This is a genomic window from Streptomyces albicerus (assembly GCF_008905045.1).
Taxonomy (GTDB): domain Bacteria; phylum Actinomycetota; class Actinomycetes; order Streptomycetales; family Streptomycetaceae; genus Streptomyces; species Streptomyces albicerus.
The window spans coordinates 1-12,607 of the sequence record NZ_VWMY01000139.1; the positions used below are offsets into that span (position 1 = coordinate 1).

The 12,607-nt window shown below is 70.4% G+C and carries 10 protein-coding genes; 3 read left to right on the forward strand and 7 right to left on the reverse strand.

The window, feature by feature from the left end; genetic code table 11:
• Positions 1 to 419 precede the first annotated feature (419 nt).
• Positions 420 to 1,427: a stage II sporulation protein M gene (locus tag GAS53_RS52955; protein WP_151484988.1), complete on the reverse strand. Its 1,008-nt coding sequence runs from the start codon at positions 1,425 to 1,427 to the stop codon at positions 420 to 422.
• A gap of 117 nt (positions 1,428 to 1,544) precedes the next feature.
• Between GAS53_RS52955 and GAS53_RS52960 the strand changes: the two genes are divergently transcribed.
• Positions 1,545 to 2,594 (forward strand): RDD family protein, encoded by a 1,050-nt coding sequence (locus tag GAS53_RS52960; RefSeq protein WP_192583705.1) that lies wholly within the window; start codon positions 1,545 to 1,547, stop codon positions 2,592 to 2,594.
• Positions 2,595 to 2,621: 27 nt separating this feature from the next.
• On the opposite strand, the gene GAS53_RS52965 is transcribed toward GAS53_RS52960, so the two are convergent.
• Both GAS53_RS52965 and ahcY read right to left on the reverse strand, forming a co-directional pair.
• Positions 2,622 to 3,236, reverse strand: coding sequence for a hypothetical protein (locus GAS53_RS52965; protein ID WP_151484990.1), 615 nt, complete (start codon positions 3,234 to 3,236; stop codon positions 2,622 to 2,624).
• Between the two features lie 99 nt (positions 3,237 to 3,335).
• Positions 3,336 to 4,793: an adenosylhomocysteinase gene (gene ahcY / locus GAS53_RS52970; protein WP_151484991.1), complete on the reverse strand. Its 1,458-nt coding sequence runs from the start codon at positions 4,791 to 4,793 to the stop codon at positions 3,336 to 3,338.
• A 417-nt stretch (positions 4,794 to 5,210) separates the two neighbouring features.
• On the opposite strand from ahcY, the gene GAS53_RS52975 reads away from it, so the two are divergent.
• Together GAS53_RS52975 and lepB are read left to right on the forward strand one after the other, a co-directional pair.
• Positions 5,211 to 7,691, forward strand: a complete 2,481-nt coding sequence (locus GAS53_RS52975) for a fructose-specific PTS transporter subunit EIIC (RefSeq protein WP_225859686.1) — start codon at positions 5,211 to 5,213, stop codon at positions 7,689 to 7,691.
• A 111-nt stretch (positions 7,692 to 7,802) separates the two neighbouring features.
• Positions 7,803 to 8,471, forward strand: coding sequence for a signal peptidase I (gene lepB / locus GAS53_RS52980; RefSeq protein ID WP_151484992.1), 669 nt, complete (start codon positions 7,803 to 7,805; stop codon positions 8,469 to 8,471).
• A 136-nt stretch (positions 8,472 to 8,607) separates the two neighbouring features.
• On the opposite strand, the gene GAS53_RS52985 is transcribed toward lepB, so the two are convergent.
• From GAS53_RS52985 to GAS53_RS53000, 4 genes are all read right to left on the reverse strand, one after another.
• On the reverse strand, positions 8,608 to 9,585 hold the full coding sequence (locus tag GAS53_RS52985) for a cation diffusion facilitator family transporter (RefSeq protein ID WP_151484993.1): 978 nt from the start codon (positions 9,583 to 9,585) through the stop codon (positions 8,608 to 8,610).
• A gap of 190 nt (positions 9,586 to 9,775) precedes the next feature.
• On the reverse strand, positions 9,776 to 10,927 hold the full coding sequence (gene manA, locus GAS53_RS52990; RefSeq protein ID WP_151484994.1) for a mannose-6-phosphate isomerase, class I: 1,152 nt from the start codon (positions 10,925 to 10,927) through the stop codon (positions 9,776 to 9,778).
• Positions 10,928 to 10,991: 64 nt separating this feature from the next.
• A complete protein-coding gene (locus GAS53_RS52995) occupies positions 10,992 to 12,119 on the reverse strand; it encodes an SIS domain-containing protein (RefSeq protein WP_151484995.1) in 1,128 nt (375 codons plus the stop codon).
• Positions 12,120 to 12,213: 94 nt separating this feature from the next.
• Positions 12,214 to 12,384 carry a Trm112 family protein gene (locus tag GAS53_RS53000; RefSeq protein WP_007382472.1) on the reverse strand — a complete coding sequence of 57 codons (171 nt, stop codon included), beginning with the start codon at positions 12,382 to 12,384 and terminating at the stop codon, positions 12,214 to 12,216.
• Positions 12,385 to 12,607: the final 223 nt, after the last annotated feature.

Consider the following 12,607-nt stretch of genomic DNA (forward strand, 5'->3'; position numbering starts at 1 on the left):
AGTTCTCAAGGAACGGACGCTTCCTTCGTACTCACCCGAGAGACTCTCTCGCGGCTTTCCTCCGGGCGCTTCCCTTCGGTGTTTCCAACCTTACCAGATCCGTTTTCCGTTCCGTTTCCGGTCGGAATTCATTTCCGGTGGCCCGTTGGGAGGCCCTGCCTATTCGATTGCCTTGCGGCTCTCTTTCGGCGGATCCGACTTTATCAGAAGTTTTTGACCGGACTGACCGGCCACTCGTTCCTGAATTATCGGGAGGTGCTTCTCTGGAATCGCGTTCCAGGAAGCTCATAGATACTAACCGCTGCCACCGAGGTTGTCCACCTCTAGGCAACCGTTTAAATCTACCTCCCCACATGTCCCGTGTCAACGGTCCTGTGGGGCGGAGAGGAGACTAGCAGCTCAGACGGTGTGCCCGCACATCAGGCGGCGGTCGGTATCGAGGCGCTGCGTTCGGCCTCCTCGACGTCGCCCGTCTCGCCGGCCCGCGCCGCGCGACCGCCCAGGACATAGACGTACGCGAGGAAGACCAGCTCGGCGGCTATGCCTATGCCGATGCGGGCCCAGGTGGGGAGGCCGGACGGGGTGACGAAGCCTTCGATGGCGCCTGAGACGAAGAGGACCAGGGCGAGGCCTATCGCCATGCCCAGGGCGGCGCGGCCCTCCTCGGCGAGGGCTGTACGGCGGGTACGAGGGCCCGGGTCGATGAGGGTCCAGCCGAGGCGTAGTCCCGTACCGGCCGCTACGAAGACAGCGGTCAGTTCCAGGAGGCCGTGCGGGAGGATCAGGCCCATGAAGGTGTCGAGGCGGCCGGCCGAGGACATCAAGCCGATGCCCACGCCCAGGTTGAGCATGTTCTGGAAGAGGATCCAGATGACCGGCAGGCACAGGAAGGCGCCGAGGACCAGGCACATCGCGGCGGCCTGGGCGTTGTTCGTCCACACCTGGGCCGCGAAGGAGGCCGCGGGATGGCTCGAGTAGTACGTCTCGTACTGGCCGCCGGGGCGGGTGAGGTCCCGCAGTTCGCTGGGGGCCGCGATCGAGGACTGGACCTCGGGGTGGGTGCCGATCCACCACCCCAGGAGGACGGCGACCGCCGTGGAGAGGAGCGCGGTGGGGACCCACCAGTGGCGTGAGCGGTAGACCGCGGCGGGGAAACCGTAGGCAAGGAAGCGGGTGACATCGCGCCAGGAGGCGCGGCGGGTGCCTGTTACTGCACTACGCGCGCGTGCCACGAGTTGGCTGAGGCGGCCGGTGAGCTGAGGGTCCGGGGCACTGGACTGGATCAGGGAGAGGTGGGTCGCAGTGCGCTGGTAGAGGGCGACGAGTTCGTCGGCCTCCGCTCCGGTGAGCCGGCGTTGGCGACGTAGGAGTGCGTCGAGCCGGTCCCACTCGGCGCGGTGGGCGGACACGAAGACGTCGAGGTCCATCGGGTTGCCTGCTCCTCGGCTGCTCGTCGTGTGGTCAGCTTGTCGCACTGCGGCGCTATGTGCCCTCAGCTTGGCAGACTGGCTGTCCTAGGGGCAGTTCGGGGAAGGACGGCGGGCGTGAGTGAGCTTGTGACGGGCGAGGCGGTGGCGCTGGAGTTGCGCCCCGCGAAGCTGCCGAGCCGGGTGCTGGCCGTGTTCATCGACCTGGTGGTGGCCGTGGCGGCGTATCTCGCCGTGACTTTGGCCCTGGTGGCGTCCACGTCCGCTCTCGACGAGGCGGCGCAGATGGCGGTGTCGATCGCCGCGTTCATTCTTGTGCTGGTGGGCGCACCGATCGCTGTCGAGACGCTCAGTCACGGGCGGTCGCTCGGGAAGCTTGCCTGCGGGCTGCGCGTGGTGCGGGACGATGGCGGGCCGATCCGGTTCCGGCATGCGCTGGTGCGTGGGGCGGTCGGTGTGGTCGAGATCCTGATGACGTTCGGGGTCGTGGCCTGCATCGCGTCGCTCGTGTCGGCGCGGGGGCGGCGGCTCGGTGATGTGTTCGCGGGGACCCTGGTCGTACGTGAACGGATTCCCGCGGGACGTACGGCATTCGTTCCTCCGCCGCCGCCATGGCTGGCGGGGCGGTTTTCCGGGCTTGATCTGTCCGGGGTTCCGGATGGGCTGTGGCTGGCTGTCAGGCAGTACCTGACGCGGATGCAGCAGCTCGATCCGCAGGTCGGCTGGGCGATGGCGGAGCGGCTCGCGGCCGGTGTCGCGGAGCGCACCGGGGCTCCGGCGCCGCAGGGTGTGCCACCGGCGGCGTATCTGGCGGCGGTGATGCAGGAGCGGCAGTCGCGGGAGGCCCGGCGGGCGTTCGGTGGCGGGGCTGCCGGTGGTGGTCCTGCCGCGGGTGGGCAGATGGCCGGTGTGCCGGGCGGGGGCGGTCCGGTGATGCCGTACGGCGCGGGGCAGATGCCGGGATCGGCTTACCCCGCGGCTCCGTCTTGGCCCTCCTCTTTCGGTCATACGCCCTCCTCCTCGGCTACCGAGCCGACCGCACCGCCCGGGGCTCCGGCGGGTGCGGCCCGGGCGCCCGAGCCGGCTCCGGCGAAAGCTCCGGCTCCGACGGCTCCGCAGGATGCCGGCGCGGAGCGTCCCGCCACCGGGTTCGTCCCGCCCGCGTAACCCGAGGACTCCCCCGCGACACCGTCGTCAGGTGAACACCGACGGCGGTGATTCAAGGTCCTCGAGCTCGATGCCGGGCGCGGCGAGCACCACGTCGCCGGAGAGGTGAACGGTGTGCTGCTCACCGGTGTCCAGGGCTGTGACCTGGTATTCCTCCACGGTCAGAGGGCCGTTGTCAGTGGCGTGTGTTTCTCTCGTGATCAGGGCCCAGGACTGGTCGAGGGTGCGCGGGGCGAGGACCGGGTCCGTGAAAGCGACGAGGCGTACGCGAGTGGCGGAGGCATCGGGGGTGAGGCGCAGCAGACGTGCGGTGGCGATGAGGAACGCCGGGGATGTGCCGGTGAAGGCGTGGGCGCGGACATTGCCTTCGGTGGCGTGAGTTCCCGTGGGGTCGGTGCGGACCCAGGTGACGCCGTCGAGGGCAGCGCCGCGGACCTGCCAGCCCGAAGCGTGGAGTTCGAGACGGATGGGGCGGCCGAGGTCGTCGATGGCAAGGTCGACGGAGCCGGCGCGGTCGTCGGAGGGGGTGGTCAGTTGGGAGACGTAGCGCCAGCCGGAGGGGCCGGGCGCGCAGTGGAAGTGTTCTTCGGCGAGGGGGGTGTGATCGTGCGGATCATGGAGCGAATATCGGCCGCGGGGCATGGTGGCTCGGGTCCTCGTAGGGGGCAGGCCCCCGCCGATGACGGCGAGGGCCTGCTGACAACCGTGTGCTGAGCGCTGGGCCCAGTCTGAGCGGTGGGCTCAGTAGCGGTAGTGGTCCGGCTTGTACGGGCCCTCGACCTCGACACCGATGTAGGAGGCCTGCTCGGGGCGGAGCGTCGTGAGCTTCACGCCGAGCGCGTCGAGGTGGAGGCGGGCGACCTTCTCGTCGAGGTGCTTGGGCAGCACGTAGACGTCGGTCGGGTACTCCTCGGGCTTGGTGAACAGCTCGATCTGGGCCAGCGTCTGGTCCGCGAACGAGTTGGACATCACGAACGACGGGTGGCCGGTGGCGTTGCCCAGGTTCAGCAGGCGGCCCTCGGAGAGGACGATGAGCACCTTGCCCTCGGGGAACTTCCAGGTGTGGACCTGCGGCTTGACCTCGTCCTTGACGATGCCCGGGATCTTCGCGAGGCCGGCCATGTCGATCTCGTTGTCGAAGTGGCCGATGTTGCCCACGATCGCCTGGTGCTTCATCTTGGCCATGTCCGAGGCCATGATGATGTCCTTGTTGCCGGTCGTCGTGATGAAGATGTCGGCCTTGTCGACGACCTCGTCGAGGGTCGTGACCTGGTAGCCGTCCATCGCCGCCTGGAGGGCGCAGATCGGGTCGATCTCGGTGATGATCACGCGGGCGCCCTGGCCGCGCAGGGACTCCGCGCAGCCCTTGCCCACGTCGCCGTAGCCGAAGACGACGGCGGTCTTGCCGCCGATGAGGACGTCGGTGGCGCGGTTGATGCCGTCGATCAGGGAGTGGCGGCAGCCGTACTTGTTGTCGAACTTCGACTTGGTGACGGCGTCGTTCACGTTGATCGCCGGGAACAGGAGGGTGCCCTCGCGCTGCATCTCGTACAGGCGGTGGACGCCGGTCGTGGTCTCCTCGGTCACGCCGCGGATCTCCGACGCGACCTGGGTCCACTTCTGCGAGCCGTTGGAGATCGTCCGGGTCAGGAGCTCCAGGACGACGCGGTGCTCGTCGGACTCGGCGGTGTCGACGGACGGGACCTTGCCGGCCTTCTCGTACTCGACGCCCTTGTGGACGAGCATGGTGGCGTCGCCGCCGTCGTCCAGGATCATGTTCGGGCCGCCGGTAGGGGTGTTCGGCCAGGTCAGCGCCTGCTCCGTGCACCACCAGTACTCCTCCAGGGTCTCGCCCTTCCAGGCGAAGACCGGGATGCCCTGGGGGCTGTCCGGCGTGCCGTTCGGGCCCACCGCGATGGCGGCGGCCGCGTGGTCCTGGGTGGAGAAGATGTTGCAGGAGGCCCAGCGGACCTCGGCGCCCAGGGCGGCCAGGGTCTCGATGAGGACGGCGGTCTGCACCGTCATGTGCAGGGAGCCGGTGATGCGGGCGCCGGCCAGGGGCTGCGCCTCGGCGTACTCCTTGCGGATCGACATCAGGCCGGGCATCTCGTGCTCGGCGAGCGTGATCTCCTTGCGGCCGAACTCGGCCAGGGAAAGGTCGGCGACCTTGAAGTCCTGTCGGTTTTCGACAGTGGTCATGCGAGCTGCTCCTCGGGTTGGGACGAGGTGGGTTCGGCTGGTCTGCGCGGCGGCGGGCGCGACTGGCGCCCACGGGGCACACGAATGCCCGGTGCCTTGCGCAGCGCAGTCCGTCGGAGGCCCTCTCTCCCTCGGCCGGCCCCGCGCGGGGCCGCCCGACCGCCATCAGCAGCGACGTCTGGCTCGGTTACGAATCTACACCGATCGGCCCAGCGGGCCCCAGTCCCCCTCCGGACAGATGAAGCGGAGTGCGAGCGTCCATCAAGCCGGGGACAGGGGCCAACAAGCTTGGACAATCAGGGACTTTTGAACTTTTGATCCTGCGCCGGGGTCTGTTGCAGGATGCCGGGGATCGGGACCATGTGCGCGAGCTCGCGGATCGCGATCCCCCCACAACAAAGGCGTTAGGAGATCGACGTGACCAGTCCGGCCGGCCTTCCCCCCACGGGCGGCGGTGGCGAGCGGCAGCGGTTGAGGCTGCTCGCGGTGACCGCCTGCCCGACCGGCATAGCCCACACCTACATGGCGGCCGAGAAGCTCTCGCAGGCGGCGGAGCGGCTCGGCGTCGATATGAAGGTGGAGACGCAGGGCTCGATCGGGGCCGAGAACGTACTCTCTGACAACGATGTCAATGCCGCTGACGGCGTCATCGTCGCGGCCGACAAGGACGTCGACCTGAGCCGGTTCGCCGGGAAGCGGGTCGTGACGGTCGGGGTGGCCGAGGGGATTCACCATCCCGAGCGGCTCATCGAGCAGGTACGGAGCGCGCCCGTGCACGGCGGGGGCGCGACGGCCGGCTCCGGGGCCGGAGCGTCCGTACCCGCGAGCGGCGGAGGCGCGGGGGGCGGCGGCAGGGAGCGGAGTGTCGGGTACAAGGCGCTGATGAACGGCGTCAGTTACATGATTCCGTTCGTCGTGGTCGGTGGGCTGCTGATCGCGATCTCGCTGTCGCTCGGCGGGCACACCGATCCGTCCGGCGGGCTGGTCATCCCGAAGGACTCCTTCTGGATGGACGTCAACAACATCGGCGTCATCGGGTTCCAGCTGATGGTGCCGATCCTGTCCGGCTATATCGCGTATGCGATCGGGGACCGGCCCGCGCTGGTGCCCGGCATGATCGGCGGGTGGATCGCCAACACCGGTTCGCTGTACGACTCCGAGGCGGGCGCGGGCTTCATCGGGGCGATCGTGACCGGGTTCCTGGCCGGTTATCTGGTGCTGTGGATCAAGAAGGTCGAGGTCGGGAAGTTCGTACGGCCGATCATGCCGATCATCGTGATCCCGATTGTGGCGACGACGGCGCTCGGGCTGTTCTTCATCTTCGTGATCGGCAAGCCCATCTCCTGGGTCTTCGAGAATCTGACGGACTGGCTCAGCGGGATGACGGGGACCAGTGCCGTGCTGCTCGGCGCGATCCTGGGGCTGATGATCGCGTTCGACATGGGTGGGCCGGTCAACAAGACGGCGTTCCTGTTCGGTACGGGGCTCATCGCGACCGGCAACCAGGACGTCATGGGCATGTGCGCGGCCGCGATTCCGGTGATGCCGCTCGGGCAGGGTCTCGCCACGCTGATCCGCAGGCGGCTCTACACGGAGCAGGAGCGCGAGACGGGGCTTGCCTCGTTGTTCATGGGTCTGTTCGGGATTTCCGAGGGCGCCATCCCGTTCGCGGCCGCGCGGCCCGCGCAGGTCATCCCCGCCAACATGCTGGGCGGCGCGGTGGCCGGCGCGATCGCGGGACTGGCCGGAGTCGAGGACGCGGTGCCGCACGGCGGGCCGATCGTGGCGGTGCTGGGGGCCGTGGGTGGCGTACCGATGTTCTTCGTGGCTGTGGTGATCGGGACCGTGGTGACGGCGTTGACGACGGTTGCGCTCGTCGACCTCAGTGAGCGGAAGCGGGGAGAAGGGCGGCAGCCGGCGACTGACGGGGCCCCCGTGCCGGCCGAGTCGGCGCTCGTCGGTGCCGGTGCGGGTGCCGCCGCGGCTGGTGGTGCGGGCGCCGGGGGCGGGGCGGCCCGCCTCGTGGCTCAGCGGACCGCCTCCACCGAATCAGCCGCCGACGCCGAGCCGGGCGCTGATACCGAACCGGGCGCGGGTACCGAACCGGGCGGTGGTACCGCGCCGGGCTCGGGCTCCCCATCGAGGGCTGCCGCCGAATCGAGGGCTGCCGCCGAATCGACCAGCGCATCCCGGCCGGCGGCCGAAGCCCCTGCCTCGGCCGACAGGCCCAGCACCGCACCAGTGGCTGAATCTGCCCCGGCCGGCCGGCCCGGCGCCGCACCAGTGGCTGAAGGAACTCCTCCCGCCGGGGCCGTCGGCGCGTCAGCCGACGAAAGGCCCGAGGGCGCGTCCGCGGAACCGGCAGCCGAGGCTCCCGCCGAGTCGACCGAGGCCGAAGCCGCTGCCCCTGCACCTGCCCCTGCACCTGCACCTGCCCCGGACGAAGTCCTCTCCGGCTACCTCACCGCCCGGACCGTCAAGGTCCGGCTCGACTCCACCGACAAGGACTCCGCGATCCGGGAGATGGCCGGGCTGCTGACCGGCACCGGCAAGGTCGCGGATGTCGAGGAGTTGGTGCGGACGGCGCTGCGGCGCGAGGAGCAGGGCACGACGGGGCTCGGTGAGGAGATCGCGATCCCGCACGCCAAGACCGACGCCGTGACCGCGCCTGTGGTCGGGTTCGCGCGGTCGGCGGAGGGGGTCGAGTGGGGTTCGCTCGACGGTACGAAGGCCAGGCTGGTCTTCATGATCTCCGTGCCGGAGGCCGCCGCCGGGGACGAGCATCTGCGGATTCTGGCGCTGCTGTCGCGGAAGTTGATGGACGCGGGCTTCCGGGAACGGCTGCTGGCCGCTCCCGACGAGGCGGCGGTTCTCGACGTGCTGCGCGAGGTCAGGTAGCCACGGGACAGCGCGGGCCTCGCATCTCCAGGAGGTGCGAGGCCCCCTTCCGTTTACCGGCACCCCTTACGCTCCGCACTCGCGGACGTGCCGCAAGGGGAGGGAACAAAGATGCGCGAGGGACGAAGACTGGCGCTCACGGCCTGGGTGTTGGGGCCGTTGGGACTCGTACTGCTGGTCGGTTCCGTGCTGTATGTGCGGTCGGCCTATACGAGGGTCACCGTGATGAGCACGAGCATGTCGCCCACGTACATCGCCGGGGAGCGGCTGATCGTTGAGCTGATGGACGGGGGCCAGGTGCGCCGTGGAGATGTCGTCCTCGTCACCTCACCTCGGGCGGGCGTCGACAGGCCGGTTCTCCAGCGGGTCGTCGGCATCGGCGGCGACCGGGTGGCGTGCTGTGAGGGCAAGGGCACGGACGAGCGGGTGACGCTCAACGGACGGCCGCTCAAGGAGTCGTACGTGCTGGACGGCGTCGCCGACGGCGTGGGGCGGCCGTACGACGTGAAGGTGCCCGAAGGGCAGTTGTTCCTGCTCGGCGATCACCGGGTGAACTCGCTGGACTCCAGGTTCTACGGGAGCGGCGACACGGCGGGGACGGTGTCGGCCGGGGCCGTGCAGGGGCGGGTCGTGGAGGGCCTTGGAGGCGTCCTTCCCGCTTTCCTGGCTGCCGTGCTCGGGCTCGTTCTCGCGCTCGTCGGACTGGGCTGCGGGATCGCCGCGCCGATCGTACGGCGGCGGTCGGCGCCCCCTGTGCCGCCCTGGCCCGTACACGCGTAGGACGGCACCTACGCGCAGGGACGCGGAGGGGCCCGCCGAATCGCTCGGCGGGCCCCAGCCACGTACGAGTACCAGGCCCCAGCCACGTACAAGTACGAGGAGAGGAAAAAGTGGGCGCCCCTCCTCGTACGGGAGATCAGTGCTCGGCGGTGTGCGCCGGGCCGCCGGGCGTGGCCTCGCGGTCCGGGCCCTTCGCGGCATCGGCCTCGCTGTAGATGTCGGGCTCGAGGTAGATGACGCGGGCGATCGGGACGGCCTCGCGGATGCGGGACTCGGCTGCGTTGATCGCGGAGGCGACCTCGGTGGCCGTGTCGTCGTGCTGGACGGCGATCTTGGCGGCGACCAGGAGCTCCTCGGGGCCGAGGTGGAGCGTGCGCATGTGGATGACGCGGGTGACCGTGTCGCCGTCGACGATCGCGGCCTCGATCTTCTGGACCTCCTCCACGCCCGCGGCCTCGCCCAGGAGCAGCGACTTGGTCTCGGCGGCCAGGATGATCGCGATGAGGATGAGCAGGACGCCGATGCACAGGGTGCCGATGCCGTCCCAGACGCCGTCGCCCGTGGCCAGGGCCAGGCTCACGCCGCCGAGGGCGAGGATCAGACCGACCAGCGCGCCCAGGTCCTCGAGCAGGACGACCGGCAGCTCGGGCGCCTTGGCATGGCGCACGAACTCCTTCCAGGACTGCTTGCCGCGCGTCAGGTTGGACTCCTGGATGGCAGTCCGGAAGGAGAAGGTCTCGGCGATGATCGCGAAGACCAGGACACCCACCGGCCAGTACCAGTGGTCGATCTCGTGCGGGTGCTTGATCTTCTCGTAGCCCTCGTAGATCGCGAACATGCCGCCGACCGAGAAGAGGACGATCGAGACGAGGAAGGCGTAGATGTACCGCTCGCGGCCGTAGCCGAAGGGGTGTTGCGGGGTCGCCTCGCGCTGGGCCCTCTTGCCGCCGAGAAGCAGCAGGCCCTGGTTGCCCGAGTCGGCGAGCGAGTGCACGGACTCGGCGAGCATCGACGACGATCCGCTGAAGAGGAACGCCACGAACTTCGCTACCGCGATCGCGAGGTTGGCGACGAGTGCCGCCACGATCGCCTTGGTGCCGCCTGACGCGCTCATGTGCTCCCGATGTCCCTTCGTCTGCCGTCCCGGGCGCCTGATCTGCCGTCCCCGGCTTTGCCCGCCCTTTGCGGTGGGCCATTGTTGCAGCCCGGGCCGACAACAGTGCGCCGGGCCGCCACAGTGACTGTTTCAGGCCACGGGGACGGCTGCCTCGACGGCCCCGCGGCGGGCCGCTGTCGCGGCGGTGTCAGGCGACGACGGTGGCCCGGAAGACCGTTCCGTCCCCGGACACCTCCGCCTTCTCGCCCGCCGGTACGAAGACGGACTCGCCGGGAGCGAGCGTGTGTTCGCCCGCCTGTACGGAGCCCGCGGTGCACAGCAGGATCTGCGGGGTGGCGAGGGTGAGGTCGTGGGGTGCGCTGCCCTGCGGGAGGACGTACCGGGAGAGGCGAAACTCGTCGATGGGGGTCTCGTAGACCTCCTCGCCGTCGGGGGACGCCTCCGGGCGCAGTACGCCCGGGTCGCTCGCCTCGAAGCGGACGATGCGCAGGAGCTCGGGGACGTCGACGTGCTTGGGGGTGAGGCCGCAGCGCAGGACGTTGTCGGAGTTGGCCATGATCTCGACGCCGAGGCCGTTCAGATACGCGTGCGGGACGCCGGCGCCGAGGAACAGGGCCTCGCCGGGCTGCAATTGGACGTAGTTGAGCAGCATCGCGGCGATGACGCCCGGGTCGCCGGGGTAGTGATGGGCGAGATCGGCGTACGGGGCGTGGGCGCCCCCGAGTCGTGTGCAGGCCGCGGCGGCCTCAGTGACCGTGGTGGCCATCTGCTCGCGGTCCGCGGTCAGCACGGCCGTCAGCACCTCGCGCAGCGCGGCCTCTTCGGGGTGGGCGTGCAGCAGGTCGACGTACGGCTTGAGGGAGTCGACCTCCAGGGCCGCGAGCAGGTCGGCGGCCTCCAGCGGGGACCGGAAGCCGCACAGACCGTCGAACTCCGTGAGCGCGCAGATCAGTTCGGGCTTGTGGTTGGCGTCCTTGTAGTTGCGGTGCGGGGCGTCGATCGGGACACCGCGACGCTCCTCGTCCTCGTAACCCTCCCTGGCCTGGTCGAGGTCGGGGTGCACCTGGAGGGAGAGGGGAGCGCCCGCGGCGAGGATCTTCAGCAGGAACGGCAGGCGCGGGCCGAACTTGGCGACGGCCGCCCGGCCGAGTTCCTTCTCGGGAGCCTCGTCGATCACCTCGGTGAGCGGGCCCCGCTCGGTGCGCGAGGGTGCGCCCGGGTGGGCGCCCATCCACATCTCGGCCTGCGGCTCACCGGTCGGCTCGACGCCGAGAAGCCGCGGGATGGCCGTGGTGGAGCCCCAGGCGTAGGGGCGGACGGTGTTGTCGAGGCGGTCCATCGTCTGTCTTCTTCTCCGTACGTACGCTGCTCAGCGGGCGCTGGTCACCAGGCGTGGCTCAAGATCAGGCCCCCGAGGCGAGCGCCAGGTAAACGGCGGCGAAATCCGTGATGGCGATCAGCTCGGCGAGGGTCTCCAGGTCGCCGCCGTCCTCCGGTTCGAGCTCGCTGATCGGCGTGTCATGGCTGAGGGCCAGGTCACGGGCGGCCGGGGCGGCACTGAGACCCCCGATGGGGCGGTCGCGGAGGAGGACCACGCGCGCGTGCATGACGGTCGGCTCGTCGACGCGGTCGCGGAAGAAGTCCTCGGGGTCGGCTCCAGCGGCCAGCGCGCCCGAGAGCAGGACGCTGTGCGCGGCGAGCGCCTCGGGGAGTTCGGCGACGAGCACGGGACGGCCCGCCAGTTCGGCCAGCGCGGCGGCGAAACGGCGGCCGGCCGGGCCCGCGGACTGCCCCTCGGTCCAGATCACCGGGAGCGCCTCGGCCAGCTCGGCCGCGAGGGTCTTGGCGGCATTGCTGTATGTCGCGATGGCCGGGCCGCAGCGCTCCGCGATCTGGTCGAGGCGGTCGGCGACCTTCTGCAGGGCCTCGGGCGGCGCGGTGACCAGGCCGGTGCGGTCGAGGAGCGCGAGCAGCGGGGTGAGCAGCGCCCACAGGACGCCGGGGGCGGACGCGGCGGCGGGTGCCTCCGGCTCGTACGGGGCGGTCGCCATCTGTACGAACAGGCCGTGGGCGCCGTCCACCGCCTCGGCCAGCGGGGAGTGGGTCGGAGCCACGGCGGCGACCGTGCAGCCGCGGCGGTAGGCCTGCTCGACCAGGAGCGAGAGGCCGGGTTCGCTGCCGTCGGGGGTGGCGACCAGGAGCAGGTCGACGGGGCCCACCCAGCCGGGCAGCTCCCAGCGCATGGCGCCGGCGGCCGGGGCGACGCCGGTGGGGGCCAGGCGGGTGACGGGTGAGCCTGCGCCGGCCAGGGTGCCGAGCAGGTCGGCGACGCAGATCGCGGCGGCGCCCGGGCCGGCGATCAGGACGGCGCGCGGGCGGCCGTCCGGCTTGAGTTCGGGGATGCCCGCCTCTGCGGCGTGCCGGGCCGCTGTGCGGACTCGGGCGCCCGCTTCGGCTGCGCCGCGGAGCAGGCCGCGGCGGTCTGCCCGCGTCAGTGCCTCTGGGGCGTCGAGCAGCGATTCGTCGAGCATGTGCGGCAGCCTCCGATCGCCGGTTCGTCCTTGTGACTCGTCTTCGCGACTCGTCGTTGCGAATCGTCGTTGCGACTCGTCCTTGTAACGGGCCTTACGCCGGGCGGCGGGCCTCGTCCACCAGGAGGACCGGGATGCCGTCTCGGACGGGGTACGCCAGGCCGCAGTCCTGGCCTGTGCAGATCAGCTCGGTGTCCTGCTCCTTGAGGGGGGCGTGGCAGGCCGGGCAGGCGAGGATCTCCAGGAGGCCGGCTTCGAGCGGCATTGGGGTGTCCCTTCGAACGGGTCGGTGTGCGGGTGGGTGTACGGGTGGATGCGGCCTGGTCAGAGTACCGCTGTGGGGGGCTGGGCGCCGGGAGTGTTCGCCCCCGCCGCCCCTACCCGTCCCATCCCTGGGGGCTGCGCCCCCAGACCCCCGGCTTCATCGGCCCGAACGGCCTCGTCCTCAAACGCCGGACGGGCTGGTGGGTGGGGGTGCGGGTTGGGTG

Excerpts from the sequence above, each read along its gene's own strand:
- lepB (WP_151484992.1), top strand. The coding sequence starts at position 7,803 with ATGCGCGAGGGACGAAGACTGGCGCTCACGGCCTGGGTGTTGGGGCCG.
- GAS53_RS52985 (WP_151484993.1), bottom strand. The coding sequence starts at position 9,585 with ATGAGCGCGTCAGGCGGCACCAAGGCGATCGTGGCGGCACTCGTCGCC.
- GAS53_RS52995 (WP_151484995.1), bottom strand. The coding sequence starts at position 12,119 with ATGCTCGACGAATCGCTGCTCGACGCCCCAGAGGCACTGACGCGGGCA.
- manA (WP_151484994.1), bottom strand. The coding sequence starts at position 10,927 with ATGGACCGCCTCGACAACACCGTCCGCCCCTACGCCTGGGGCTCCACC.
- ahcY (WP_151484991.1), bottom strand. The coding sequence starts at position 4,793 with ATGACCACTGTCGAAAACCGACAGGACTTCAAGGTCGCCGACCTTTCC.
- GAS53_RS53000 (WP_007382472.1), bottom strand. The coding sequence starts at position 12,384 with ATGCCGCTCGAAGCCGGCCTCCTGGAGATCCTCGCCTGCCCGGCCTGC.
- GAS53_RS52955 (WP_151484988.1), bottom strand. The coding sequence starts at position 1,427 with ATGGACCTCGACGTCTTCGTGTCCGCCCACCGCGCCGAGTGGGACCGG.
- GAS53_RS52965 (WP_151484990.1), bottom strand. The coding sequence starts at position 3,236 with ATGCCCCGCGGCCGATATTCGCTCCATGATCCGCACGATCACACCCCC.